The sequence below is a fragment of the Thioclava sp. genome, from assembly GCF_048263065.1.
Lineage (GTDB): Bacteria > Pseudomonadota > Alphaproteobacteria > Rhodobacterales > Rhodobacteraceae > Thioclava.
In genome coordinates, this window is the sequence record NZ_JBLXEM010000003.1 from 160,187 (window position 1) to 186,346 (window position 26,160).

Consider the following 26,160-nt stretch of genomic DNA (forward strand, 5'->3'; position numbering starts at 1 on the left):
TGATAACGCAGACAGGACATAGACGCGGGCGGGGCCTTTGCCAAGCCGCCCCGGAGGAGACCCCATGACCTACCGCTCACCCGTGACCGATATCCGCTTTATCCTTGATCATGTCGTACCGATCGCGCCGGTGTCTGATACCGAACTGTTCGCCGAGGCTACGCCCGATATGATCGAGGCGATCCTGACCGAGGCCGGGCGGCTGTGCGATGAGGTGATCGCGCCGACCAATCGCAACGGTGATCTGCACCCCGCCAAGCTGGAAAACGGCGTCGTACGTAGCTCGCCCGGTTTCAAAGAGGCGCTGGGTGCGCTGGCCGAGGGTGGCTGGGTCGGCATCGCAGCCAATCCTGATCACGGCGGGATGGGTCTGCCGCAAACGCTCAACGTAGGCTTCAACGACATGTTGTCGGGGGCGAACCTGTCGCTGCAACTCTGCCCGCTGCTCACGCAGGGCCAGATCGAGGCGCTCGAACATCACGCCAGCGACGCGATCAAGGATCTGTATCTGCCGAAACTGATTTCGGGCGAGTGGTCGGGCACGATGAACCTGACCGAACCGAGCGCGGGCTCTGACGTCGGCGCGCTGCGCACCAAGGCGGAACCCAACGGCGATGGCACCTACGCGATCACGGGCCAGAAGATATTCATCACTTGGGGCGACTCGGATGTGTTTGAAAACACGTGCCATCTGGTGCTGGCGCGTCTGCCTGATGCAGCGCCGGGCACCAAAGGGATCAGCCTGTTCATGGTGCCGAAGTACATTCCCGACGATGACGGCAAGCCCGGCGTGGCCAATTCGCTCAAGGTCGTGTCGCTTGAACATAAGCTCGGGATTCACGGCTCGCCGACCTGCGTGATGAGCTATGAGGGCGCGATCGGCTGGCTGGTTGGCGCGGAAAACAAGGGCATGGCCGCGATGTTCACGATGATGAACAACGCCCGCTTGAATGTGGGCGCGCAAGGCATCGGGGTGGCCGAGGCCGCCTATCAAGCCGCGCTCGCCTATGCCAAGGACCGCGTGCAATTTGCGCCGATCGTCGAGCATGCCGATGTGCGCCGGATGCTGGCCGAGATGAAGGCCGAAATCTTTGCCGCGCGTTCGATTGCGCTGGCCTGCGCTGTTGCGATCGACATGGGGCGCGCCACTGGCAAAGACAGCTGGCAAGCCCGCGCTGCCCTGCTGACCCCGATTGCCAAGGCATATGGTACCGATATGGGCATCCGCGTCGCGAATACCGGTATTCAGGTGCATGGCGGCATGGGTTTCATCGAAGAAACGGGCGCCGCGCAATATGCCCGCGACGTGCGCATCACCACGATCTATGAGGGCACCAACGGCATTCAGGCGATGGATCTTGTGGGGCGCAAGATGATGGATGATGGCGCTACTGCCTGTCGTCTGCTCCAAGAGGTCGAGGACGAAGCCCAAGGCGCGCGCGGTGATTTCCCGGTGCTGGCCGAAGATGTCTGGCAAGCCGCCGAGGCGCTGCGCGAACATACCGAATGGATGCTCAAGCAGGGCGCGCAAGACCGCTTTGCAGGCGCTGTGCCCTATCTTGATGCGTTCGCGCGGGTGCTGGGGGGCTATTACCACCTGCGTGCGGCGATGGCCGAGGGGCGCAATTCGGCGCGCGGGCATCTGGCCGCGGTCTATATCCGTCGCTTGATGCCGCTTTATGCCGCTGCTTTGGTCGAGGCACGCGAAGGGGCTGAGGGGCTTTATGCGCTGAGCGTCGAAGACCTTGAGGCATGAGGGACGAGTTCGCCGGCATCCGCTACCCTTGGGCAGAGCCACCCGCCCCCGGTGACGCGATTGAGGTTGCGCCGGGTGTGATGTGGCTGCGCTTGCCGCTGCCGATGGCGCTGGATCACGTCAATTGCTATGCGCTCGATGATGGCGATGGCTGGACGCTGGTCGATCCGGGCATCGACACGCGCAAATGCCGCGCCACCCTGCAAGCCGCGCTGGATGGGCCTCTCTCGGGCAAGCCGGTGACGCGCGTGCTAGTCACGCATTACCACCCCGATCACATCGGCCTTGCGGGCTGGCTGCAAGCGCAAGGCGCGGAACTGGTGACCACGCGCACCTCATGGCTGTTTGCGCGTATGCTGGTGCTGGACCCGCAAGATCGCCCTGCCACCGAGACGCTGGACTATTATCGCCGCGCCGGAATGGACCCTGAAATTCTTGAGCTGCGCGCCGATGAGCGCCCGTTCAATTTCGCCGATTGCGTGCATCCGCTGCCGCTTGGGTTTACGCGCATTGTTGAAGGTGACCAAATCACCATCGGCGGGCGCGTTTGGGACGTGTATATGGGCGACGGTCACGCGCCCGAACATGCCACGCTGTTTTCGCGCGACGATGATCTGGTTCTGGGGGGTGATCAACTGCTGCCCTCGATCTCGGCCAACCTGGGGGTCTACGCCACCGAACCCGAGGCCGACCCGCTCACCGATTGGCTGGCCTCCTGCGCGCGGTTTTCCGAAATCGCCGAAGAGCGCCACCTCGTGCTGCCCGGTCACAAACTGCCCTTCACCGGGTTGCCGCTGCGCCTGATTCAGATGGTGGAAAACCATGAGGGCGGGCTGAAACGTCTGCGCAAGCATCTGCAAACCCCGCGCGTCGCGGGTGACTGTTTCGCGCCGCTGTTCAAGCGCAAGATCGACGAAGGCACCTATGGCCTCGCGCTGGTCGAGGCGATGGCCCATCTCAACCACCTTTGGCTGCGCGGCGAGATCACCCGCACCCTGCGCGACGATGGCGCATGGGAATGGGCGCTGGCCGATCAAGGGGCGTGACAGCGCGCACAGGCTCGGCTAGGTTTCGCATCGGGAGATCAGCACAACAGGGAGACGTGCAATGGCCGAATATAAGCCGGGCGAAATGGATATCCGTGTCCAAGAGAGAACATTCGCGGGATTTGCGCGCTTTGTCGCTGTTGCGGTGATTGTTATTATTGCGTTTCTGGTGTTTCTCGCTCTGGTAAACGGCTGAGGCGCGTCGCGCGCAGTCAATCGGGAAATCACCAGAAAGGGAGATCGGGCTGATGATGCGCCTGCTTCTCGTCTGCCTGATGCTGCCGCTGTTTCTGGCGGGCTGCGGTGCGGACAATATCTATGCTTCGGATGCCGATGTCGCGCGCTATCGCTATGTCTCGGATGAGCCGCCCTCACTGACGCTATACACCGTGATCAGCACGCGAACGAGCGCGGGCGGGCATTCGGCGTTGATGATCAACGGGCGCGAGCGGATCATCTTTGATCCCGCAGGCACTTGGAACCACCCGTGGGCGCCCGAACGCAACGATGTGCATTTTGGCATCACCGAGAAGATGCGCAAATTCTACATCGACTATCACAGCCGCGAAACTTGGTATGTGCGTTCGCAAAAAATCCCGATCACGATGGCGCAGGCCGATCAGTTGATGGCGCGGGTCGAGCGCAACGGCTCGGTCAACAAAATGATGTGCGCCGATTCGGTGTCGGACGCGCTACGCGATATGCCGTGGCTGCGCAATGAGATCCCGTTCACCTTCTCACCGCTCAAACTGTCCAAGGCATTCGGAAAATTGCCGGGCGTGGTCAGCAAAGATCACTATGACGACGACCCCGACGACAATTCCGGCGTGCTGATGATCCAGCAGGAAAAGCCGAAGCAGCAGGTCATGGCGACAAGGCGCTAATCGCTAAAATATCCGTTCAACGAGAGCAGCGCGCGAGGGAAACTTCGCGCGCCGTTTTTGTTTGGGGCGGGTGGCAGTGGCGGACGAAGCGGTCGTTAGTCCGATAGAGCATTATCGGGCGTGCCAAGCTCTGCGTGGACACGGAAGGCGGCAATCGTTAGACAACGAAGGGTATAATTACTTGGGTTCAGGCTCCATGAATAAGCCAGTCATCTTTGCAACATTGATCGCTCTAGCCACGCCTATTGCTGCTGAGCCAGTGAATATGACAGGACTAGCCTGTAGCACACCAACGAAATTCGGGGCGCTAACTTGGGAATTTTACGGCGAAGTTGCTATAAGGTACTTCGAAGACGGTAGTGTCTCGAGCCTTCCACGTGTCGGCGAAGGCGCTTACGAAAGATATGACCGCGAAGGGAATTGGGCCGCGATTTATTATTTCTATGATACTGGTGACGGAATTCGGATGCGCAGCCTTTCTAGACCCGGCCTACTTGTTCGAGAACAGGACCGCGCTGCGCCGTTGAATATATATGTTTTGAGATTTGATGGCGCGTGCGCACCGATATCGGAGCGGCCATAACACTTGTTTGTTTTCTGATAGAGATAAACTGTGCCAACCTCTCAACTAAATGGTGGCCTGCTTGTTTGGTCAATAGTCGTATCGTAGATCAATGGTATCAGCTATCGTCTCACAGCCGACACCCGCCTCGACCCCACGTTTCGCGCAAAATCACCGCCCTTATTCTCGCCCAGCCCAACCCCCTCAACCAAGCCCCCAAAGCGCCAGATATAGCGCGCTCAGCCCGCCCACAATCGCCCAAAGCGTGTTGCGCGTCGCCACCCCTACCGCCAGTGCAGCGACCGCCGCGATCAGCCGGGCAGGGTCGGGGTGGCCGTCGGTGGCGGCAGGCCACACCACCAAGGGCGCGACCAGCCCCGGCAGCACGGCAACGGGTGTGTAGCGCAAGTACCGCAGCGCCCATTCGGGCAGGTTGCGATCGCCCAGAAAGCCCAGAAACGAATAGCGCAGCGCGAAAGTGCCAATCCCCAGCGCGACGATAATACCCCAGATCAGCGCGTCGGAATATCCGCTCATAGCAAGGCTCCTTTGCAGCGCGCGACCCAAAGCTCAACCTGAGCGCCCGTCACCATCGCCGCGAATGCCGCGATCATCAGCCCGACACCCGAGGGCAAAAACGACAGCGCCAGCGCCCCCACCACCGACACGACCGCCGCCGCGACATGGGCAAGACTGCGCAAGGCCGGGCCGATCATCGCGAGAAACGTAATCGGCACCGCGAAATCGAGCGCGAATTCCGGCGGGATCGCAGACCCCACCAACGCCCCGACCAGCGTCGCAACATACCAGTTCGGACAGACGGGCGAGCAGGCTCCGGCATAATAAGCCAGCTTCTCGGCGCGGCTCATCTTGGGGTGGGTTTCATATTCATTAGCCGACAGCGCATAGACCTGATCGACCATGAAATAGGCCACCAGCGCTTTGTGCCAGACCCGCGCCTTTCCTAGATGCGGCGTCAGTGCCGCAGAATACATCGCCATGCGCAGATTGACCGCAAGCGAGGCCGCAAGGATCAGCACCACCGGCGCCTGATCTCCCATCAGTTGCAGCGCGGTGAACTGCGCCGCCCCCGCAATCACCATCACCGAAAAGCCCATAACCTGCGCCAAATCCATGCCCGCTTTGGTCGCAGCTACGCCAAACAGCAACCCGAACGGCGCGATCACCAACAGGAACGGCAAGCCGTGGCGAAAACCGCGCCAATAGGCGGCTTTGATGGCAGATGTTTGCGACATCGTGCTTGTCTCCTCCTAGATCTTGCGAAACTGTTAGAGGAGGCGGCGCGAAATGGCAAAGCATGCGATTGTATTGGAGGCAATCAACCCCGTGGCAGAGGTGACTTTCGGACTGATTCTGGCGGGCGGTCAGGGCCGTCGCATGGGCGGTGTGGACAAGGCGCAGGTTATGCTGGCCGGTCGCCCTTTGATCGCGCATGTCACAGATCGCCTCGCCCCACAGGTGGCGCGCTTGGCCATATCAAGCAATCGTGCCCCCGATCAATTCGCTCCGCTGCTGGTGTTACCGGATGCGCCCGAAACGCTGGGCGAGGGGCCGCTTGCCGGGCTGCTCGCGGGGCTGGATTGGGCGGCGCAGGGGGGCGCGGATGCGCTGGTCTGCACGCCCGTAGACACGCCGTTTTTGCCCCGCGATCTGGTGGCGCGGCTGGCCGGGACGGGGGTGGCGATTGCGCGCTCAAACGGGCGCGCGCATCCCAGCGTGGGCTATTGGCCGGTCTCGAAGCGCCCCGAAATCGCGCAGCTTTTCGGGGCGGGCGAGCGCCGTCTGCGCATGGCAGCACAGGGCGCACGCGAAGTTGAGTTCAGCGCCGATCCCGACCCGTTTGCCAATCTCAACACCCCGCAAGACCTGACCGATGCGGAAACTGCGCTGCGACACATCCCATGAACGCAATCACCTATCATCACGGGCTGCGCCCCGATCAACGCGCCCGCGCCGCGCAGCTTTACTGGCAGGCGTTTGGTGGCAAGCTTGGCCGGGTGATGCGGCCGCAAACCCGTGCGCTGGATTTCATCGAACGCGTGATCGCGCCGCAATTCGCTATCACTGCGCAAAATTCTCAGGGCGAACTGATCGGTGTGATCGGATTTCGCACCCCGATTGGCTCGTTCGTGGGCGGCGGAGAACACGACCTTCGCGCCAGTTATGGGCGGATCGGTGGGCTGTGGCGTGCAGCATGTTTGCGGGTTTTAGGTCAAGATCTCGAACCGCGCACGATGATGGTTGATGGCATTGCCGTCAGTGCCGAGCTGCGTGGCCAAGGCGTTGGCACCGAGCTGATCGAGACCCTGTGCAGCTATGCCCAATCGCAAGGATACCGCGCGCTCTGCCTTGAGGTCGTCGCGGACAATATGCGCGCCCGCGCCTTGTATGAGCGGCTAGGATTTGTTGCTACCGGGCAACGTCACTCGATCTTCACGCGGCTGGCATTCGACTTTCACCGCGTGCATGAAATGCGCCGCGCGCTTTAGTCGAAACTGCCCGTCACACGGCCCAGAAGCATGAAGGCGCGCGCCGTGCGCGTCTCGGCCAGCTCGGCAATTTCCTGATCCGAGGCGTTCTTTTCAAACTCGCCAAAGGTGCGGTCGAACTGGCGCAGGAAATGGTGGGCGGCGTCGCGAAAGATCGTGTCGCCGCGCATCCGTCCCGCCGATAGCGCCAGCGACGAGCGGTCGCGAATCCCGCCCAAACTGGCAATCTCGCGCCCCCGTTCGCCTTTGGCAAAGCGCCGCCACAACGCCGGGCGGGCGCGGTCGGGCGTGAGATCGTCCATGTAGATCCCGTCTTGCGACAGCAGGTTCAGCACATCTTGCGACGAGCGCAGCAATTTCGCCGTCGAGCGGTCTTCAAGCGCGCGGCGCAGTGCGCGAAAGCCCTCTTTGTCCTCGGGGGTGTCGGGGAAATTCAGCGCGCGAATGAAATCGGCAATCGAGATTGGGGCACGCAATTCCTCGGCCGGGGTGCCAAGCGCCAGCATCGGTTCGGTGTCGTCGGGGCGCAGCGGGGCGGGCGCGACTAGCGCGGCCTTGCGATCCGCCGAGGGCTGCGTGGCATGAGAATCGCGGCGCGAAGCAAAGGTCGCGATGGTGGTTTCGGCCTGACGGGTCACGGCGGCAATCTCGTCAAGCTTGCGCTCGACCGATTGATCGCTGCGCAGCGCCTGCTGGTTAAGCCACGCCATCCGCATCGCCTCGATCGACTGCTTGAGCGCCTGTGCCTCGCGGCGCATCTCGCGCGCGCCCCGCGCCGTGATCGCCGCGACCCAAATCATCGCAATCGGCAGCGCCATTCCGACCATCAACGAAACCGTGTTAAACAGTGACGCAGCCCCGGCCACGCCGGGCGCGAAGAACCAGAACGCCAGCACCATGAACAGCCACAGCACCGACAGCGCCAGCGCAATCCACTCGATCGCACCGGGCCCGCGTGACGCCATGGCCCCACCGCGCGCCATCGACGCGCGCATCCCGCCCAAAGGCGAAGGGGTTTGCGTGGTCTGCTCCGTGGGCGTTTCCATTCATGGCTCCCAAATGGGCGGTATCAGCCGAATTTGACCGACAAGATCTCGTAGCTGCGCGTGCCGCCGGGGGTGCGCACATCAATCGAGTCACCCTCGTCTTTGCCAATCAAGGCGCGGGCAAGGGGCGATTTCATGTTCAAGCGACCTTGTTCCAGATCGGCCTCGGGCTCACCGACGATCTGATAGGTTTTTTCCTCGTCAGTGTCTTCGTCGACGATAACGACCGTGGCGCCGAACTTCACCGAACCGGTGAACTTGCTTGGGTCGATCACCTCGGCGCGGCCCAACAGGCTTTCGATTTCCTTGACGCGGCCCTCGATAAAGCCCTGCTTTTCGCGGGCCGAATGGTATTCGGCGTTTTCCGACAGGTCACCCAGCTCACGCGCCTCGGCAATAGCCTTAATAATCGCAGGGCGTTCCTGCGACTTTAGTTTTTTCAATTCTTGACTAAGCGAGTCGTGACCCGCGCGCGTCAACGGCACTTTTTCCATGGAAGGCTCCTGAACTCGGAGAAAACTCCAATTCATGGCATCTAAATCTTTTCTTGCCCCCCCAAGTCAAGCCTCGAGCCACATTTTTGCCAAAACCCGCCGATCACAGCCAATCACCGCTGGCGGCGCCAATCTGTGCGACCCGTCGCCAAAGTGGCGCAGGTGTCAGCTTGGAACGCAACATTATTGCGTGCGATCGCTGCGTAACAATTGCCTCATTGCGCGCACTAGGCTAGGCAGAACGACAACCAGTAGCGGCAAGCCAGAGGATTTGGGATATGGCCGAGATCGAACGCGAGTCGATGGAATATGATGTAGTGATCGTGGGCGCGGGGCCGGCTGGCCTGTCTGCGGCGATCAGGCTTAAGCAGATCAACCCAGACCTTGAGGTCGTGGTGCTGGAAAAGGGCTCGGAAGTGGGCGCGCATATCCTGTCCGGGGCGGTGCTGGACACGGCGGGTCTGGATAAACTGCTGCCCGATTGGAAAGAGCGCGGCGCGCCGATCAAAGTGGACGTCAAGAAAGACAACTTCTTCATGCTTGGCCCGCACGGTCATCTGCGCATTCCGAACTGGCCGATGCCCAAGCTGATGAGCAATCATGGCAAATACATCGTTTCGATGGCCAATGTTTGCCGCTGGATGGCCGAACAAGCCGAGGCGCTGGGCGTCGAGGTATTCCCCGGCATGTCCGCCTCGGAAATCGTCTGGGATGGCGACCGGGTCGCCGGTGTTGTCGCGGGTGAATTTGGCAAAAACCCCGATGGCACGCAGGGACCGGGCTATGAGCCGGGTATGGAGCTGCGCGGCAAATACGTCATGCTGGGCGAGGGCGTGCGCGGCTCGCTGGCCAAAGTGGTGATGGAGAAGTTCAACCTCTCCAAAGATCACTGCCCGCAGAAATTCGGCCTCGGCATGAAAGAGATCTGGGAGATCGACCCCGCCAAACACCAAGAGGGCACTGTCACGCACACGATGGGCTGGCCGCTGGGTGGCAATGCGGGCGGCGGCTCGTTTGTTTATCACCTTGAGAATAATCAAGTTTATGTCGGCTTTGTCGTCCACCTGAACTACGAAAACCCGCATCTCTATCCCTATATGGAATTCCAGCGCTTCAAACATCACCCGATGATCGCGAACCTGCTGGAGGGCGGCAAACGCGTGGCGTATGGCGCGCGCGCCATTTCCGAGGGCGGCTGGCAGTCGATCCCCAAACTCACCGCGCCGGGCGTGGTGCTGATGGGCTGCGCGGCGGGTCTGGTGAACGTGCCCCGCATCAAGGGCAACCATAACGCGATGCTGTCGGGCATTGCTGCAGCCAACGCCGCGGCAGCCGCGATCAAGGCCGGGCGCGCGGGCGACGATCTGGTCGAATACGAGACCGATTTGCGCTCGGGTCCGATTGCCAAAGATCTCAAGCCAGTGCGCAACGTCAAACCGATGTGGTCGAAATGGGGGATGTTCCCTTCGCTGGTTCTTGGTGGTCTGGATATGTGGACCAACTCGGTGTTCAAGATGTCGCTGTTTGGCACGCTCAAACATGGCAAGACCGATGCGGCCGCGACGGGCGAGGCGAAGAATTTCAAGCCGATCGACTACCCTAAACCCGATGGCAAACTGTCCTTTGATCGTCTGACCAATGTTAGCTTTTCCTTCACCAACCATGAAGAAAGCCAGCCCTGCCACCTGCATCTGAAAGACCCGTCGATCCCGATTTCGGTCAACTTGCCGAAATATGACGAACCCGCGCAGCGCTATTGCCCGGCGGGCGTCTATGAGGTGATCGGTGAGGGGGCAGACGCAAAGTTCCAGATCAATTTCCAGAACTGCGTCCATTGCAAAACCTGCGATATTAAGGACCCAAGCCAGAACATCAACTGGACCACGCCGCAGGGCGGGGATGGCCCGAACTATCCCAATATGTAAGGCGCTCAAACGCCCCTGAAATGCATAAAGCGGGAGGCTTGCCTCCCGCTTTTTCATATTGTCTCACTGGCAGCGGGCGTTCAATCGCCCGGCCTTGGCCCGAAATTAGGCCGAAGTGGAAAACAGCAAGTGGCGCGTGTCGGCCCAATTGGCCTCATGCGCGGCAACCTTGTCATTAAGCTTCACGTCGCGCTTGGTATCTTCGTTGCGCAGAGCGTGGCCAGTGGCGGACTTCTCATTGGTTTTCTTGGTCATTTATATCTCCATTCTACGGCGGTTGCGCGCAAGCCGTCTGCTATGCGCGGTGTCTTGTAGATCGCACCGCATGCCAAGGAGCCCCCTGAACAGCAGCAATAAAGCGATCAGCGTCGTATAGATGTCCCGGCGCAGTGCGGTGCGGTGGTTTTGGCCCACGCTGGTCGACGCGCGCACGCAACGGACCAAGCAGTGATGTCACAAATACCCAGCGGGTGCAGCGGCCTGTCAGCTCGACCTTCCAGTCAAGCCGCGAGGGAATTTAATCTCAAACTAAGATTGAGGGCTTTATATGTGCTAATGCGCACGAAACGCAAGCGCAAAGTGACTCGCATTTGATTAACGCACGGTCATCACGAAAGCGTCATCGCCCGTCCCTTTGGGAAAACAGTCAAAACGGCGTGTTTTTGCCAAGCGGGGCAGGCTGGTGCGCGCGGGCTGCATTGCTATGCACCAGATGCCTCGTTACGGTCGCCCCAAACTCAATGAGAGGACTGTTTCGTGTCGAGTAATTCCTCTGCTTTTCGCATGGCTTTTATCGCTTTGCTGATGGGCTCTGTCGCTATCACCTCCGCGCTTGCGCAAGATAAAAAGGCCCCCGCCGGGCAAAGCGCGCAAGACGCTGCCACTGCCGCTGATGCGCAAGCCGCCAAAGACGATGCCGATGTCGCCAATGACCCGACCCCGGAAGAGGCCGGGGCCTATCTGGCAGCGCGCATCGCATCGCAGCAATTCGACTTCGAGCAGGCGGCCAATTATTACCGCAAGCTAATGACCGCAGGCGACGTCAGCGCCGAAACCGCCGAGGCCACGCTGGTCGCCGAAATCGCAATTGCCGATTTTAATCGTGCCGTGCCTTTGGCGCGCGAGATGCTCAAGGCGCAGACGGGCAGTCAGATCGCGGCGATGACGGTGCTGGCCGCAGATGCCAAGGCGGGCGATTGGGCGGCTGCGATCAAACTTGCCGATGACGAAAGTGCCGATCCCGGCCCGCTGCTGGGCGGACTGACACGCGCTTGGGCGCTGGTGGGCGAGGGCAAAATGTCAGACGCCGCCGCGGCCTTTGACAAGATCGGCAAGCAACAAACCCTTGGTGCATTCGCGGCCTACCACAAGGCGCTGTCGCTGGCGTTGGTGGGCGATTACGAGGGCGCTGACAAGATCCTGTCGGGCGAACATGGCGCAATGATTACCTCCACCCGGCGTGGGGTGATTGCGCATGCGGAAATCCTGTCGCAACTGGAACGCGACAAAGATGCGCTGGCCCTGATCGAGGACCGCTTTGGCACCAATCTTGATCCGCAACTCGAAGCGATGCACACCAAGCTTGCCGCGGGCGAAACGCTGCCCTTCACGGTGGTGCGCAACGCGACTGATGGCGTGGCCGAGGTGTATTTCTCCGTCGCGCAGGCGCTTATTGGCGATGCGCCCGATCCGTTCACGCTGATGCACACACGGCTGGCCAATCTGGTGCAGCCCGATATGTCCGATGCGACGCTGCTGTCGGCCTCGCTGCTGGATAAGATGAAGCAGTATGACCTTGCGATTGCCGCCTATGCCGCGATCTCACCCAAAAGCCCGATCTATCACGCCGCCGAGATTGGCCGCGCCGAGGCGATGGTGCGCGCGGGGCGCAATGATGCCGCCATCGAGGTGCTGGAAAACCTTGCGCGCATCCAACCTAAGATGTCGGGCGTGTGGATCGCACTTGGCGACACGCTGCGGCGCGAAAAACGCTTTGGCGAGGCGGCGAAAGCCTATGATCAGGCGATCGCGCTCATTGGCCCGCCCAAGCCCGAGGATTGGTTCGTCTATTATTCGCGCGCAATTGCGCAGGAGCGCTCGGGCGAATGGGACGCGGCGGAAAAGGGCTTTCGCGAGGCGCTGAAACTGTCGCCTGACCAGCCTTCGGTGCTGAACTATCTTGGCTATTCCTATGTGGATCGGGGTGAAAACCTTGATGAGGCGCTCGATATGATCCGCAAGGCGGTCAAAGAGCGCCCCGATGCTGGCTTTATCATCGATAGCCTTGGCTGGGCGCTTTACAAAACGGGCCACTACCAAGAGGCGGCCAAGGAAATGGAGCGCGCGGTCGAACTGGAACCCCGCGATCCGCTGCTCAATGACCATCTCGGCGATGTGCTTTGGGCGGTCGGGCGTCATCGCGAGGCGCGTTTTCAATGGAGTCGCGCGCTGAGCTTTGGCACTCAGCAAGATCCGGCGGAAACCACCGAAGACCTTGACCTGGACCGGGTGCGGCTGAAACTGTCGGTCGGGCTGGATCAGGTGCTCAAGGATGAGGGCAAGCCGCCGCTCAAAGCTGTCCCTGAGACTGGCGTAGGCGATGCCAACAACTAGCGTTTTCGCGCCCGCCAAAATCAACCTGACCCTGCATGTCACTGGGCAGCGCAGCGATGGCTATCATCTGCTCGACAGTTTGGTGGCCTTCGCTCCGGTGGGCGATACGCTCGATATCGCACCGGGTCAGGGGGTGGGTCGGGGGCTGACGCTGACGGTCTCGGGGCCAGAGGCGGCGGGCGTCCCGGTGGATGGCTCGAACCTTGTGTGCAAGGCGGCGGCGCTGGCGGGGCGCTCGGATCTGGCGTTGCACCTGCATAAGTCGCTGCCTGCGGCGTCGGGTATTGGCGGCGGCTCGTCTGACGCGGCGGCGGTGCTGCGCGGCCTTGGTGTGACACCCGATCCGCAATCGGTTATGTGCCTTGGGGCCGATGTCGCGATGTGTCTGACGCCCCATCCTCAGCGGGTGCAAGGCATTGGCGAGACGCTTACAGCGGCACAGCTTCCCGCACTGCCAGCACTTCTTGTGAACCCGCGGATTGGGGTTCCAACCCCCGCCGTCTTCAAGACGTTGTCCGCCAAAACCAACGCCCCGATGCCCTCGCATCTCCCCAGCTTTGCCGGAACCACCGACTGCATCGACTGGCTCTCCACGCAGCGCAATGACCTGCAAACGCCCGCAATTGCCCTGGCCCCGGAAATCGGCGCGGTTCTTGGGGCGCTCACGGCGCTGCCTGCCTGCCGTCTTGCGCGTATGTCAGGCTCGGGCGCGACCTGCTTTGCGCTGTTTGAAACCCAAGACCAGATGCAGGACGCTGAAACTCGTTTACGCGCAACGCACTCGGATTGGTGGATCGCAGCGGGGGTGCTGGGCGATCAATCGCTCAAGGCCAAACCGGTCAACCACGCCTGACAAATCTCTGAAAATAATCGCAAAGTTACGACCTTCATGTGCTGTCCGCGCCACAACTTGCGCGTGTCATGTCTTGCAGCCTGCAAAATGCGGGATTGCAAAATCACCGATCTTTCTCTATATGGACCGTGCTACGTTTTTTCTGCCGCAGCCTGTCTCCGCAACCGGGTTCAGCCTGCATCTATGATCTGACTGAGCCGAACTGCTGCATGTCGCAGGCAGATTATAAGATAGGAGATCTCACGATGGCTAATGGCACCGTGAAATGGTTTAACCCCACCAAAGGCTTTGGTTTTATCGCTCCCGCTGATGGCGGCAAAGACATCTTTGTGCACATCTCGGCGCTTGAGCGCGCTGGCATTTCGCGTCTCGATGACGGCCAAGCCGTGACCTATGAGCTTGAGAGCGGCCGTGACGGACGTGAGTCCGCAACCGATCTGGCACTCGCTTAATTTTCGGGTTTTGACCCGTGGCCCGGCCGGACTTCGGCCGGGCCTTTCTTTTGCCCAAAGCAGGTTGCAATGACACAATCCAAAGCGATTCTTGACGTCTTTGAAACCAGCGCGGCCAAGCGTCCCGCATCTCTCCATGACAAAACCGCCGCCGCTGCCCGTCAGATCACCGATGATGCGCGCGATGAACGCGATGAACAAAGCGCGCGCCTCAAAGCGCGGCGTCTGGCGCGCGATGCGGGTGTCGAGGTTAGCGACGACTTTCACGAAGCGACCTAAACGACGCTTGCGTATCGGTGACAATCGCAGGCTTCCCCTTTGGCGAATGGCGCAGTAAGCCGAAAGCCTATGGAAGGGGCTGGCTATGCGGGTTTTCATCAACGGGTTTGGTCGCATCGGGCGTTCGGTGCTGCGGGCATGGGCGCAAAATCCTGATGCTTGGCCGGGGCTCGACATCGTCGCCATCAACGATATTGCCGCGCCCGATATGCTGGCTTACCTGCTTGAATATGACAGCGTGTTCGGGCCGTGGCGGGGTACGCTTGCGCAAGAACCCGGCGCGCTGGTGATCAATGACAAGCGCATCGCGCTATACCGGGCGGGCGATGTTTCCACGCTGGATTTGAACGATATTGATCTGGTGATGGAATGCACCGGGCGCGCCGATACGCTTGCAATCGCAGGGCAGGGGCTGGTCGGGGGTGCCTCACGCGTGCTGATCTCGGGCCCCTCAAAGGCGGCGGAAATCACGGTTGTCATGGGCGCAAATGATGGCGACCTGAATGGCCAGCGGATTGTATCTAATGCCAGTTGCACCACCAACGCGCTGGCCCCGCTGGCGCGTTTGATGGACAGCGCATTTGGCATCGTGACTGGCTCAATGACCACCGTGCATTGCTACACCGCCAGCCAGCCGACCGTCGATCAGCCCCGCGACGCGATGGAACGTTCGCGCGCTGCCAGCTTGTCGATGGTGCCCACGACGACCTCGGCGGGGCGGCTGATGGAGCAGGTCTTGCCTGATCTCAGCGGGCGGTTGATTGCACAAGCGGTGCGCGTGCCCACGGCCTCGGTCTCAGCGGTGGATCTGGCGGTGATCGTCAAACGCCCCGCAACGGTTGCGCAAATCAACGCCACGCTCACAAACGCAGGCGGGGTGATCGGCACAACCGATCGACCGCTTGTATCCACCGATCTACGCGCGCGACCCGAAAGCGTGGTGATGGCGCTGCGTGAAACCAAGATCACCGATCACGGGTTGATCCGCGTCTTTGGCTGGTATGATAACGAATGGGGCTTTTCCAACCGGATGCTGGATATGGCGCTGCGCATGGCATGAAAAAGCCCCGCACGATGGCGGGGCTTTGAGATTGCTTTAAGGGAATAGCCGTTAGCGGCGATCACCCATGAACTGCAGCAGGAACATGAACAGGTTGATGAAGTCCAGATACAGCTTGAGCGCGCCTATGATTGCGGCTTTGCCCATGAAGTCCTGTCCACCGCTCGCAGCCAGTTGCAGATAGGTGTTCTTGATGTTTTGCGTGTCATAAGCGGTCAGACCCGCAAAGATCAGCACGCCGATTACCGAGATCGCAAACGTCAGCGCCGAAGAGGCAATGAACATGTTCACGATCATCGCCACGATTAGCCCGATCAGACCCATCATCAGGAACGAACCCATCGCCGACAGGTTGCGCTTGGTGGTGTAGCCATACAGCGACAGTCCCGCGAACGAGATTGCCGTAACAAGGAAGGTCTGCGCAATCGAAACGCCGGTATAGACGAGGAAGATCGACGAAATCGAGGCGCCCATCAGCGCGGCAAAGACCCAGAACACCGTTTGTGCGGTCGATGTCGACATCTTTTGCAGCATTGCGCTAAAGGCGAAGACCACGCCAAGCGGGGCAAGCATGATGACCCATTTCAGCGGGCTGGTGTAGATCAGCGACCCGATTTGCGTCAGATAGATATCGCCCCTGAACTGAGCAACAGCCGCCGCCGGATCGCTTGTCACAGCCAAATTCGCCAATGCCCACGCCACCGCGCCCGTGACGAGCATCGCCACCGACATCAGCCCGTAGACCTTATTCATGTGTGTGCGAAGACCTTCGTCAATCGCAGCCTGACGCGTACCCGCTTGGGGCGTTCGCATCGTGTCAAAATCAGCCATCAGCAACCTCCAACAATTCTTGTCCGGTGATCCCTCACACCGGTGTCCGTTCTGATATTGGCAGAGAGGGCGCGAAATTCAAGATTTCAGACTCGTCAAATCCGCATTCATTCACACAAGTTTCCGCCAATTGGCACTAAAGCGGCAATTCCGCCCTGACTGACGCTATTTCGCTGCCATATCCGGCATCGTAATGACCAGTTTCCCCGTCGAACGCCGCGCGCGCAGATCCTCCAGTGCCTCGCTCACCCGCTCCAGCGGATAGCGCGCGCCGATATGGGGATGCAGCGCGCCCGCTTGAAACCACGAAAACAGTTTATGCATCGAACCGATCAATATCTTGGGGTTCAGAGCTTGATAACCACCCCAATACAGCCCGTGAATTGCGATATTCTTAACAAGCGCATGATTGAGCGGCAGCACAGGCACGGTTCCGCTGGCAAATCCGATCACCAGATAGCGCCCGCCGGGGTTAAGCGCGCGAAACGCCGCCTCACCGGCAGGTCCGCCAATCGCATCATAGATGACATCCGCACCCCCCAGCGCCTTGAGCGCGCCTTTCAGATCGTCGGTCTCGACATCAACCACCTCATCGGCACCGGCCGCGCGCGCAGTCTCTAACTTCGCAGCACCACGCGCACAGGCGATCACCCGCGCCCCAAGCGCCTTGCCAATCTCAACCGCCGTCAGGCCAACGCCGCCCGCAGCCCCCAGCACAACCAAGGTCTCGCCCGCGCGCAACGCGGCGCGCGTCTCAAGCGCAACATGGCTTGTCCCGTAGGCGATCTGAAATGCCGCCGCTTGATCAAAGCCCATCGCATCGGGCATTACCGTGCAGCGCGCCTGGGGAAAATTGCCGATTTCGGCCAACCCGCCTTGCCCGGCAAACACCGCCACGCGCGTGCCCGGCGCAAGCGTGCACTGTGGTCCCGCCGCGATCACCTCGCCCGCCAATTCCATGCCCAGCGTGAAGGGAACCTCGGGCGTATCCTGATATTTTCCCTCGATCATCAGCAGGTCGGCAAAATTCAAACCACAGGCCCGGATCGCCACCTGCGCCTCATCCGCAACCGGGGCGGGTGGCGCGATCTCTTGCAGGTTCGGCGGGCTGCCAATCTTATGAACTTGAAATGCGCGCATTGCGGTCTCCATTTTTGTCGTCGTCGCCATCTTATCTTTGTGCGCCCGACAGAACCAGAGCCGAGCCGACGGCATAAAGCCCACCGAGGGCACTGCACCAGAGCGCGAAAGCGAATCAATTTAAGCCAACGTAAGGTTGCGTAACGAAAAGGTTTACGTAACGTCAAATGCACGCTGATTTGCAAAATGCGAAAACACGCAAGGGGAGAGCGGGGTTTTCCGCAGTCTCCTCGCGATTTTGTTAATGATTAACTTCTAACGGCCTGTCTTTTAGGACAGGTTTGCATTTTGACGCTTTGGTCAGCTTCGCGACATGTTAGCTTCTGTTTAGGAAAACGAAGCGAAGGGCTAATTATGAAACATCCGGTAGATGTGCATGTAGGGAAGCGGATTCGACATCGGCGTTGGATGATCGGCATGACCCAGCAACAACTTGCTGATCATGTTGGCATCAAATTTCAGCAAATTCAGAAATACGAAACGGGCATGAACCGTGTCTCGGCATCGCGACTTTGGGATATTGCTGACGCGGTCGAAGTGCCGATCTCGTTCTTCTTCGAAGGTCTCTCGGAGGACAGTGTTGCGCAACCTCAAGTTGAGGGTGACATTCTGTCGGACAAAGAAGCCCTCGCGCTCGTGCGCTCCTATTACGCCATGCCCGAGGCCCAGCGTCGTCGGTTGTTTGATTTGGCGAAGGTGCTTTCAGACGCGGCCTAAGCGCGTTCCTACTGCATCCCGATCGGGGCGCAGCTTTACGGGCGACTTGACCCGGCAAAAGGGGGCGTTTACCGCTCCCTTTGTCATTTTGTCGATCCTCAGGAGAGCGCCATGCCCGTGCAAGACCCCGCCGAACAGATTGCGCTGATCGCCTTGGCCGAAGAGCTGGCCGAGTGCGCGCGCAAGATCAGCTTGCAGCATTTTCGCCCGCAAGGTGGGATCGGCGCGGCGAACAAGCTGGCTAGCGGCTTTGATCCGGTGACCGAGGCCGACCGTGCCGGTGAGGCCGCGATGCGCGCGATCTTGCAGGAACGCCGCCCGCAAGACGGTATTTACGGCGAGGAGCACGGGATCAAGCGCGGCACCAGCGGGCTGACTTGGGTGCTGGACCCGATTGACGGCACGCGCGGCTATATGTCGGGCACGCCGACGTGGGGCGTGCTGATCGCGCTGTGTGAAGAAGAGGCCGACGGCCCCGGCGCGCCGCTGATGGGGGTGATCGACCAGCCCTATATCGGCGAGCGGTTTATCGGCGGCTTTGGGCGTGCAGATATGACCGGCCCGCGCGGGCCAAGCAAGCTGGCAGCGCGCCCCGCGCAAGGTGGTCTTGCAAGCGCCACGCTGTTCTCGACCTTCCCCGAGGTCGGTACGCCCGAAGAGGGCGCGGCATTTGCCCGCGTCGCAGCACAAGTGCAATTGACCCGCTACGGGATGGATTGCTATGCCTATGCGCTTGTGGCGGCGGGCCAGATCGACCTCGTGATCGAGGCGGGCCTGTTTCCCTATGACGTCGCAGCCCCGATTGCAGTGATCGAGGCCGCAGGCGGGATCGTCACCAATTGGCAGGGCGGCCCGGCCTATCGCGGCGGGCAGGTGCTGGCCGCAGCCAATGCCGAGATTCACGCCGAAGCCCTTGCCATTCTGGCAGGCTAAAACGCCCTGAAACCGGCTTCAGTCACAATGAAATCAAGCGGCTGATCGGTCGGCTCGGTCGGAACCTCGGCCACCTCTTGCGCGCTATAAGCAAAACCAATCGCGATCACCGAACCCGCGGCACGCAAGCCTTGCAGCGTCCGGTCATAAAACCCGCCGCCATAGCCCAGCCGATAGCCACGCGCGTCAAAGGCCAACAGCGGCACGATCAGAATTTGCGGCGTGATTTCATGCCTATCACGCGGGATCGCCGCGCCAAACGCGCCCGGCTCCATCGCAGCCCCCGGATGCCAGCGCCGAAACGCCAGCGCCTGACCAGCCCCCACGACCACCGGCAAACACAGCGGGCCGTGATGGGCGACCATGGCGGGGCGGGGATCGGGCTCGGTGCGGATCGGCCAATAACCCGCCAAGGGTTGATCGGGATAGGCGGCAAGCGCCTGTGTCAACGCGGCACTCGCCGCACCCTCATCGCGCGCATGTGCCAGCTTGCGCGCCGCGAAGGCCGCCTGACGCGCGCTCTCTTTCATAGCAGCATCACCGAGGCCAATCCGAGGAAGGAAAAGAACCCCACCACATCGGTCATCGTCGTCACAAACGTCCCCGAGGCCAGCGCCGGATCCGCCCCCAGCTTTTCCAACGTCAGCGGAATCAATATGCCCGACAGCGCCGCCACGACTAGGTTAATTACCATCGCCAGCGCGATCACGATGCCCAGATGCGGCCCCGAGAACCAGAACGAGGCCACGACCCCCATCACCACCGCGAACGCCAGCCCGTTCAGCAGCCCCACGATGGCCTCACGGCGCACAACCCGCCAGACGTTGCTTTCGGTCAGGCTTTTGGTGGCCATCGCGCGCACCGCCACGGTCAGCGTCTGCGTGCCCGCATTGCCCCCCATCGAGGCCACAATCGGCATCAACACCGCCAGCGCCACCAACTTTTGAATTGTGCCCTCAAAGATCGCGATCACCCCCGAGGCCAGGATCGCCGTCAGCAGGTTCACCATCAGCCACGGCAGGCGCTGGCGCACGGTTTCCATCACCGTATCCGAGATCGCCGATTCATCGCCAACACCGGCGAGGCGCAGGATATCTTCTTCGTGTTCCTCATCCAACACGGCCATCGCGTCATCAATCGTGATCACGCCGACAAGGCGGTCATCATCATCCACCACAGCGGCAGAAATCAGGTGATACTGGTTGAACGCATAGGCGACATCGCCCTCGTCCTGATAGACCGATATCGTGCGGAACTCCGGTTCCGTAATCTCGCTAAGTTTCAAGGCGCGCGGCGCAGACAGAATGCGTCCCAGCGTGACATTGCCCTGCGGATGATGCGCGGGATCGACCAGAATGACGTGGTAGAACTGATCGGGAAGCCAGTCAGATTTTCGCAGGAAATCAATAGTTTGGCCCACGCTCCAATGGGCCGGAGCGGTCACCACCTCGCGCTGCATCAAACGACCGGCGGAATACTCGGGATAGGACAGCGATTTCTCGACCGCCATCCGGTCGGGCTCATCCAGCGCGCCAAGAATTTGCTCTTGCTGGGGCTCTTCGAGGTCTTCGATCAGGTCGACGACGTCATCGGAATCCAGCTCGCGCACAGCATCTGCGAGCACTTCGGGCGGCAGGCTGGCGATCACCTCTTCGCGGATCGATTCGTCGATCTCGGTTAGGATCTCGCCGTCGATCTCACGGCCCCAAAGACGCAGGATCGCGCGGCGTTCATGCCCCGAGATTTGTTCCAGAAGGTCAGCGATATCAGCCGCGTGCAGCGGCTCCATCAGCTCTGCAAGGCGGGTCGCATCGTTTTCTTCGGTTGCTTCAAGGATCGAGTCGACCACCTCGCCATCAAGGCGGTAGTCCTCTTCCTCGCGCTCTTGCTCTTCCAGCTCGGCTTCGGCCATATTTCCCCTGATTTTCCGCCCGGTTTCGAGGACGGGCCTGCTTGCGCGCAAAACATAGCGGGTTTCTATGAGATGCACAGGGGGCGCGCGCGAAAAACCATGCCCTCACGGCAGAGATTTACCTTGGCGCGCGCGGCTTCTAGCATGGGGCAACACAAGCGAGGGTCAAAATGGCAGAGCTGCATCTGGGCCAAGTGATGGTCTATCAAGGCGATCCTCTGGTCGACGGGCCAGAGGCGGTCGTGGTGATCTCTCGCGGCGCGCTGCTGGTGGACGATGGCAAGATCACCGCGCTCGGTGAGGCAGCCGATCTGCGCGCAGTCCATCCGGGAGCCGCGCTGTTCGATCACGGCGATCATCTGCTCTCGCCTGGCTTCATCGACGCTCATGTCCACTACCCCCAAACCGCGATTATCGCGAGCTGGGGCAAGCGGCTGATCGACTGGCTCAATACCTACACGTTCCCCGAGGAAATGCGTTTCGCTGATCCCGATTATGCGGCCGATGTTGCGGGGCGTTATCTGGATCTGGCGCTGTCCAATGGCACCACCACCGCCTGTTCCTATTGCACGATTCACCTCGCAAGTGTGGACGCGATCTTTCAGGCTGCTCAGGCGCGCGGGATGCGGATGCTGGCGGGCAAGACCTGCATGGATCGCAACGCCCCCGAGGGGCTGCGCGACACCGCCCAAACCGCCTATGATCAAAGTGCTACGCTGCTGGCGCGCTGGCATGGCGTCGACCGGCTTGGCTACGTCATCACGCCGCGCTTTTCGCCCACCTCATCGCCCGAACAACTCAGCGCACTGGGCGCGCTTTGGGCCGAGCATCCCGATTGCCTGATGCAAACCCACCTGTCCGAGCAGGTCGATGAAATCGCTTGGGTGCACGCGCTTTACCCCAAGGCCCGCGACTACCTAGATACCTACGAATCCCACGGTCTTCTGGGGGAAAACGCGCTTTACGGCCACGCGATCCACCTCACCCCACGCGAATCCGCCCGCATAGCCGAGGTCGGCGCGGCGCTGATCCATTGCCCGACCTCAAACAGCTTTATCGGCTCGGGGTTGTTTGGTTGGCCCAAGCGGCTGGCCGAGGGGCAACGTATCGGGCTGGCCACCGACACCGGGGGCGGATCGAATTTCTCAATGCTGCGCACCATGGCCGCCGCCTATGAGGTCGGCCAACTCACGCATCAACCGCTCCATCCCGCGCAACTTTGGTGGCTGGCAACGCAAGGCTCGGCGCGGGCCTTGCGCATCGGGAATAAGGTCGGCGCGCTAGCCGTGGGGATGGAGGCCGATTTCATCGCCATCAACCTCGCCTCAACCCCGGTGATCGCGCAACGCGCCACCCGCGCCAATGACGTCTGGGAGGCTGTATTTCCGACGATTATGATGGGCGATGATCGCGCAATCGCAGGCGTCTGGATCGCAGGCCGGAAAGTCGGCAACTAACCGAGCCGTTATAAATGCAAAAGACGCCCCGCAGGGCGCCTTTCCAAACTCACTTGCAACACGCGTTAAAGCTGCTCGGCCACGTCCTCGGGAACGTCGAAATTTGCCGTCACGCTTTGCACATCATCATCGTCTTCCAGCGTATCGATCAGACGCATCAGCTTTTGCGCGGTCTCCAGATCGACGTCGGTGCGGTTTTGCGGCTTCCAGATCAGCTTGGCCTCGGTCGCCTCGCCCAACTCAGATTCCAGCGCATCCGACACTTCCGACAGGTTTTCCATCGGGCAATAAATCCAATGGCCCTCATCGTCGCTTTCGACATCCTCGGCGCCAGCTTCAATCGCGGCCATCATCACGGTGTCCGCATCCCCAGCTTCGATCGGGTAGGTGATTTCGCCGACATGATCGAACATGAAGCTCACCGAGCCAGTGGTGCCCAAGTTCCCGCCGCATTTCGTGAATGTTGAACGCACATTCGATGCCGTGCGGTTCAGGTTATCCGTCAGCGCCTCAACGATGATCGCGATGCCGTTGGGGCCATAGCCCTCATAGCGGATCTCGGTATAGTCATCGCCGTCGCCTGCCTGCGATTTCTTGATCGCGCGGTCGATCACGTCCTTGGGCATCGACTGCGATTTTGCCGCCTTCACCGCCAGACGCAGACGCGGGTTTTTCTCGGGGTCGGGGTCACCCATCTTGGCGGCAACGGTGATTTCCTTTGCCAGCTTGGAAAACATCTTGGAACGTGCCGCATCCTGCTTGCCCTTACGGTGCTGGATATTGGCCCATTTTGAATGGCCTGCCATGGGAGTCTCCGTCTCAATGTCGCGAATTTGGCCCGATATAAAGCGGATCGGGGCGCGGGGGCAAGGCCCCGAGGGGTATGCGCGTGTCGGGCGCGCGCTGCCCCGTTCGCTCGTCAGCCCCTCAAAGCGGCCAGATCAGCGGGATCAGGAAGCAGGCGGTCAGCCCGGTCACGATATCCATCGGTATCCCGAGGCGCAGGAAATCGGTGAACTTATACCCGCCCGGCCCGTAGACCATCATATGCGTTTGATACCCGATTGGCGTAGCAAAGGCGACCGAGGCGGAGAACATCACTGCCACCGCAAACGGGCGCGGGTCTAGCCCCAGCGCCAGCGCCAGCGACATCGCAATCGGCGTATAAATCACCGCCACGGCATTGTTGGACAGCAACTCGGTCATGATCAGCCCAAGGAAATAGACCACGATCAGCGCCATTTGTGGGGGCAGGGTTTTCAGCCAAGGCGCAACCGCGTCCACGATCATCTTGACCGCGCCCGCATGCTCCAGCCCGACACCAACCACCAGCATCGCGAAAATCAGCGCCAACAACCGACCCTCGATAAAGGTAAACGCCTCATCCGTATCAATGCATTGTGACACCAGAATGCCCGCCACCGCCACCATCGCCAGCGCCAGAATCGGCGCCACGCCAATCGCAGACAAAATCACCACCGCCGCCAGCGCGCCTGCCGCAATCGGCAGATGGCTGCGCCGATAGGCCCGCGCGGTGGGTTTTGACACATCAACCAAATCCATATCGGCGGCCAGACGCGCGATATCCTCGGGGGCGCCCTCCAGTAGCAGCGTATCGCCCACCACCACGACCAGATCATCCAACTGCCGCCCGATATTCTGGTTGCGCCGATGCGCGGCCAGCACATACACGCCATAGCGCCGACGCAGCCGCATATCGCCCAGCCGCTGCCCGATCATCCGGCATCCGGGTGAAATCAGCACTTCGACCGTCTCGGTCTGCACCGAGCTCAGCTTGTCCACCATGCGCAGATCGCGGTTCTTCTGCATCCCCAGCAGCTCTTCCATCTCGGATCGCAGCACCACCCGGTCCCCCGCAGCCAGATCAACCGTCGAGAGATCGCGGCGCAAAGACGCATCGCCACGCAACACGTCAATCACCCGCACCCCCTCGCGTGAGAAACTGTCGGCCTCCATCACGTTCTGCCCGATCAACCCGCTTTCCTCGGGGATCGCAACCTCGGTAAAATATTTCATCTTCGGGCGATCGCCCAGCATATAAGACAGCGACTGCCGCTCGGGGATCAGGCGACGCGCAAACACCGCCATAAAAACCGAGCCGACAATACAAATCGCAAACCCCAGCGGCGCGATCTCAAAAATCGAGAACGGCTCAAGCCCGCGCGCACGTACCACGCCATCAACCAAGATGTTGGTCGAGGTGCCGATCAGCGTGATCATCCCGCCCATCACCGTGAAATAGCTTAGCGGCATCAAGAACCGCGAGGGCGAAATCCGCAGCTTGCGCGCGACCTGAATGAAGACCGGAATCATTACCGCGACGACGGGCGTGTTGTTCATCACCCCGCTCGCCAGCATCGTGACCGCAAACATCAGCGCGACGGTCATTTTCGGGCGCTCGTCGATGCGCGCCTCGGCATAGCGCGTCATGGCATCCAGCGCGCCGGTGCGCACCAGCGCCCCCATGATGAGAAACATGAAGGCAATCGTCCAAGGCGCGGGGTTAGACAAAACGGCGGCGGCATTTTCATAAGGCGCGAGGTTGAACACCAGCATCAGCGCAGCGCCCGCAATCGCGGTGACCTCGGGGGGCCAACGCTCGCGCAGGAACATTGCAAACATCCAGATCACGATCAGCAGCGCGAAAATTGCAGTGCTGGTCTCGGACAGGGGCAGATTGATCATAAATTTGTCTCGCGCAGGCGCATCAGAGAGATACTAGCGGCGCGCGGGCCAGCCGCAAGCGCGGGTTAAGGCCGCGCGCCCGGTTTCGCCGATATTCGCCTAAAAAACCGGGCACTTCCGTCTCAGAGCGGGCTAGCCTGCGCCAGCCTGCCGCCCACGCGCACAGGTTCCGCGCGTGTTGCGTGCCCGGTGCGATCGTCGGTTTCAACGTAAAACCCGCTTAGGGTCGCCTCGCCGCGTGCCGGGCTAAAGCGCTCTTTGGCCATGCCGGTTACGAAACGGCGCATTGGCTCGGCCTTGGACATGCCAATGACGGAATCGTAATCGCCACACATCCCCGCATCGCTGAGATAGGCCGTGCCCTTGTCCAAAATCTGCGCATCGGCCGTGGGGATATGGGTATGCGTGCCCACGACAACGCTTGCGCGCCCGTTGCACCAATGGCCCATCGCCACCTTCTCGCTCGTGGCTTCGCAATGCACATCGACCAGCGCGGCCTGCACCGCGCCGCCCAGCGGATAGCGGTTCAACGCCGCCTCGATGTTGGAAAACGGATCGTCAAAGGCGCGCTTCATGAACACATTGCCCAGCACCTGCGCCACCAGAACCTTGCGCCCGCGCGCGTCCGAAAACACCCGCGCACCGCGCCCCGGCGCATCCTTGGCATAATTCAGCGGGCGGATAATGCGCGGCTCGCCTTCGATGAACCGCAGCATATCCTTTTGATCGAACGCATGATCGCCGAGCGTGACCACATCTGCCCCCGCATCCAGCAGCAGCTTGGCATGTTCGCCCGTCAGCCCCATCCCGCCCGAGGCATTCTCGCCATTGACCACGACGAAATCGAGCCGCCACTCGGTGCGCAGCTTCGGGAGTTTTTCGGTGATCGCAGCACGCCCCGCGCGCCCCATCACATCGCCTAAAAATAACAGTTTCATAAAACGCAGCAATAGGGCGCGCGCGGCGCAAGGGCAATGGGGCGCG

General features: G+C 60.9%; 27 protein-coding genes. 15 read left to right on the forward strand and 12 right to left on the reverse strand.

Going from position 1 to position 26,160, the window contains the following annotated elements:
- The first annotated feature begins 64 nt into the window (after window positions 1–64).
- From ACN0SD_RS06090 to ACN0SD_RS06105, 4 genes are all read left to right on the forward strand, one after another.
- Window positions 65–1,756 carry an acyl-CoA dehydrogenase gene (locus ACN0SD_RS06090; RefSeq protein ID WP_417807333.1) on the forward strand — a complete coding sequence of 564 codons (1,692 nt, stop codon included), beginning with the start codon at window positions 65–67 and terminating at the stop codon, window positions 1,754–1,756.
- Window positions 1,753–2,802 carry an MBL fold metallo-hydrolase gene (locus ACN0SD_RS06095; protein ID WP_417807334.1) on the forward strand — a complete coding sequence of 350 codons (1,050 nt, stop codon included), beginning with the start codon at window positions 1,753–1,755 and terminating at the stop codon, window positions 2,800–2,802. Before ACN0SD_RS06090 ends, ACN0SD_RS06095 begins: the two co-directional genes overlap by 4 nt.
- Window positions 2,803–2,863: 61 nt before the next feature.
- On the forward strand, window positions 2,864–2,998 hold the full coding sequence (locus ACN0SD_RS06100) for an aa3-type cytochrome c oxidase subunit IV (protein WP_417807335.1): 135 nt from the start codon (window positions 2,864–2,866) through the stop codon (window positions 2,996–2,998).
- A gap of 52 nt (window positions 2,999–3,050) precedes the next feature.
- Complete coding sequence (locus ACN0SD_RS06105) at window positions 3,051–3,686, forward strand: hypothetical protein (protein WP_417807336.1); 636 nt, start codon at window positions 3,051–3,053, stop codon at window positions 3,684–3,686.
- Window positions 3,687–4,452: 766 nt separating this feature from the next.
- Here ACN0SD_RS06105 and ACN0SD_RS06110 read toward each other — a convergent pair.
- Both ACN0SD_RS06110 and ACN0SD_RS06115 read right to left on the reverse strand, forming a co-directional pair.
- Window positions 4,453–4,785, reverse strand: coding sequence for an AzlD domain-containing protein (locus ACN0SD_RS06110; RefSeq protein WP_417807337.1), 333 nt, complete (start codon window positions 4,783–4,785; stop codon window positions 4,453–4,455).
- Entirely contained in the window at window positions 4,782–5,504 is a 723-nt protein-coding gene (locus tag ACN0SD_RS06115; protein ID WP_417807338.1) for an AzlC family ABC transporter permease, read from the reverse strand. The genes ACN0SD_RS06110 and ACN0SD_RS06115 overlap by 4 nt, the downstream gene beginning before the upstream one ends.
- Window positions 5,505–5,556: 52 nt before the next feature.
- Here ACN0SD_RS06115 and mobA point away from each other — a divergent pair, with 52 nt between their 5' ends.
- Both mobA and ACN0SD_RS06125 read left to right on the forward strand, forming a co-directional pair.
- Complete coding sequence (mobA, locus tag ACN0SD_RS06120; RefSeq protein ID WP_417807339.1) at window positions 5,557–6,174, forward strand: molybdenum cofactor guanylyltransferase MobA; 618 nt, start codon at window positions 5,557–5,559, stop codon at window positions 6,172–6,174.
- Window positions 6,171–6,758 (forward strand): GNAT family N-acetyltransferase, encoded by a 588-nt coding sequence (locus tag ACN0SD_RS06125; RefSeq protein ID WP_417807340.1) that lies wholly within the window; start codon window positions 6,171–6,173, stop codon window positions 6,756–6,758. Before mobA ends, ACN0SD_RS06125 begins: the two co-directional genes overlap by 4 nt.
- Here ACN0SD_RS06125 and ACN0SD_RS06130 read toward each other — a convergent pair.
- Both ACN0SD_RS06130 and greA read right to left on the reverse strand, forming a co-directional pair.
- On the reverse strand, window positions 6,755–7,804 hold the full coding sequence (locus tag ACN0SD_RS06130; protein ID WP_417807341.1) for a hypothetical protein: 1,050 nt from the start codon (window positions 7,802–7,804) through the stop codon (window positions 6,755–6,757). The genes ACN0SD_RS06125 and ACN0SD_RS06130 overlap by 4 nt on opposite strands.
- Before the next feature lie 23 nt (window positions 7,805–7,827).
- Entirely contained in the window at window positions 7,828–8,298 is a 471-nt protein-coding gene (gene greA / locus ACN0SD_RS06135; RefSeq protein WP_417807342.1) for a transcription elongation factor GreA, read from the reverse strand.
- A gap of 278 nt (window positions 8,299–8,576) precedes the next feature.
- Here greA and ACN0SD_RS06140 point away from each other — a divergent pair, with 278 nt between their 5' ends.
- Window positions 8,577–10,223, forward strand: coding sequence for a 4Fe-4S dicluster domain-containing protein (locus tag ACN0SD_RS06140; RefSeq protein WP_417807343.1), 1,647 nt, complete (start codon window positions 8,577–8,579; stop codon window positions 10,221–10,223).
- Between the two features lie 105 nt (window positions 10,224–10,328).
- On the opposite strand, the gene ACN0SD_RS06145 is transcribed toward ACN0SD_RS06140, so the two are convergent.
- A complete protein-coding gene (locus tag ACN0SD_RS06145) occupies window positions 10,329–10,478 on the reverse strand; it encodes a hypothetical protein (RefSeq protein ID WP_417807344.1) in 150 nt (49 codons plus the stop codon).
- 528 nt (window positions 10,479–11,006) lie between these two features.
- Between ACN0SD_RS06145 and ACN0SD_RS06150 the strand changes: the two genes are divergently transcribed.
- From ACN0SD_RS06150 to ACN0SD_RS06170, 5 genes are all read left to right on the forward strand, one after another.
- Entirely contained in the window at window positions 11,007–12,836 is a 1,830-nt protein-coding gene (locus tag ACN0SD_RS06150) for a tetratricopeptide repeat protein (RefSeq protein WP_417807345.1), read from the forward strand.
- The gene (locus ACN0SD_RS06155; protein ID WP_417807346.1) at window positions 12,823–13,689 is read left to right on the forward strand and encodes a 4-(cytidine 5'-diphospho)-2-C-methyl-D-erythritol kinase; all 867 of its coding nucleotides are present in this window, start codon (window positions 12,823–12,825) and stop codon (window positions 13,687–13,689) included. Before ACN0SD_RS06150 ends, ACN0SD_RS06155 begins: the two co-directional genes overlap by 14 nt.
- A 245-nt stretch (window positions 13,690–13,934) precedes the next feature.
- A complete protein-coding gene (locus tag ACN0SD_RS06160; RefSeq protein ID WP_038127806.1) occupies window positions 13,935–14,141 on the forward strand; it encodes a cold-shock protein in 207 nt (68 codons plus the stop codon).
- Between the two features lie 69 nt (window positions 14,142–14,210).
- On the forward strand, window positions 14,211–14,420 hold the full coding sequence (locus ACN0SD_RS06165; RefSeq protein ID WP_417807347.1) for a hypothetical protein: 210 nt from the start codon (window positions 14,211–14,213) through the stop codon (window positions 14,418–14,420).
- Between the two features lie 85 nt (window positions 14,421–14,505).
- Entirely contained in the window at window positions 14,506–15,480 is a 975-nt protein-coding gene (locus ACN0SD_RS06170; RefSeq protein ID WP_417807348.1) for a type I glyceraldehyde-3-phosphate dehydrogenase, read from the forward strand.
- A gap of 51 nt (window positions 15,481–15,531) precedes the next feature.
- On the opposite strand, the gene ACN0SD_RS06175 is transcribed toward ACN0SD_RS06170, so the two are convergent.
- Together ACN0SD_RS06175 and ACN0SD_RS06180 are read right to left on the reverse strand one after the other, a co-directional pair.
- Window positions 15,532–16,311, reverse strand: a complete 780-nt coding sequence (locus ACN0SD_RS06175; RefSeq protein WP_417807349.1) for a Bax inhibitor-1 family protein — start codon at window positions 16,309–16,311, stop codon at window positions 15,532–15,534.
- Between the two features lie 165 nt (window positions 16,312–16,476).
- The gene (locus tag ACN0SD_RS06180; RefSeq protein ID WP_417807350.1) at window positions 16,477–17,451 is read right to left on the reverse strand and encodes an NADPH:quinone oxidoreductase family protein; all 975 of its coding nucleotides are present in this window, start codon (window positions 17,449–17,451) and stop codon (window positions 16,477–16,479) included.
- A gap of 354 nt (window positions 17,452–17,805) precedes the next feature.
- Here ACN0SD_RS06180 and ACN0SD_RS06185 point away from each other — a divergent pair, with 354 nt between their 5' ends.
- A complete protein-coding gene (locus ACN0SD_RS06185; RefSeq protein ID WP_417807351.1) occupies window positions 17,806–18,168 on the forward strand; it encodes a helix-turn-helix domain-containing protein in 363 nt (120 codons plus the stop codon).
- Window positions 18,169–18,279: 111 nt separating this feature from the next.
- A complete protein-coding gene (locus tag ACN0SD_RS06190) occupies window positions 18,280–19,101 on the forward strand; it encodes an inositol monophosphatase family protein (RefSeq protein ID WP_417807352.1) in 822 nt (273 codons plus the stop codon).
- Here the strand turns inward: ACN0SD_RS06190 and ACN0SD_RS06195 are convergent.
- Together ACN0SD_RS06195 and mgtE are read right to left on the reverse strand one after the other, a co-directional pair.
- Window positions 19,098–19,631 carry a 5-formyltetrahydrofolate cyclo-ligase gene (locus ACN0SD_RS06195; RefSeq protein WP_417807353.1) on the reverse strand — a complete coding sequence of 178 codons (534 nt, stop codon included), beginning with the start codon at window positions 19,629–19,631 and terminating at the stop codon, window positions 19,098–19,100. The genes ACN0SD_RS06190 and ACN0SD_RS06195 overlap by 4 nt on opposite strands.
- The gene (mgtE, locus tag ACN0SD_RS06200; protein WP_417807354.1) at window positions 19,628–21,013 is read right to left on the reverse strand and encodes a magnesium transporter; all 1,386 of its coding nucleotides are present in this window, start codon (window positions 21,011–21,013) and stop codon (window positions 19,628–19,630) included. The genes ACN0SD_RS06195 and mgtE overlap by 4 nt, the downstream gene beginning before the upstream one ends.
- A 170-nt stretch (window positions 21,014–21,183) precedes the next feature.
- Between mgtE and guaD the strand changes: the two genes are divergently transcribed.
- A complete protein-coding gene (gene guaD / locus ACN0SD_RS06205) occupies window positions 21,184–22,470 on the forward strand; it encodes a guanine deaminase (RefSeq protein WP_417807355.1) in 1,287 nt (428 codons plus the stop codon).
- A 65-nt stretch (window positions 22,471–22,535) separates the two neighbouring features.
- Here the strand turns inward: guaD and ACN0SD_RS06210 are convergent, their stop codons facing one another.
- The 3 genes from ACN0SD_RS06210 to ACN0SD_RS06220 all read right to left on the reverse strand — a co-directional run bounded on the left by ACN0SD_RS06210 (window position 22,536) and on the right by ACN0SD_RS06220 (window position 26,114).
- Window positions 22,536–23,276, reverse strand: coding sequence for a YebC/PmpR family DNA-binding transcriptional regulator (locus ACN0SD_RS06210; RefSeq protein ID WP_417807356.1), 741 nt, complete (start codon window positions 23,274–23,276; stop codon window positions 22,536–22,538).
- Between the two features lie 121 nt (window positions 23,277–23,397).
- The gene (locus ACN0SD_RS06215; protein ID WP_417807357.1) at window positions 23,398–25,176 is read right to left on the reverse strand and encodes an SLC13 family permease; all 1,779 of its coding nucleotides are present in this window, start codon (window positions 25,174–25,176) and stop codon (window positions 23,398–23,400) included.
- Window positions 25,177–25,298: 122 nt separating this feature from the next.
- A complete protein-coding gene (locus tag ACN0SD_RS06220) occupies window positions 25,299–26,114 on the reverse strand; it encodes a TIGR00282 family metallophosphoesterase (RefSeq protein WP_417807358.1) in 816 nt (271 codons plus the stop codon).
- Window positions 26,115–26,160: the final 46 nt, after the last annotated feature.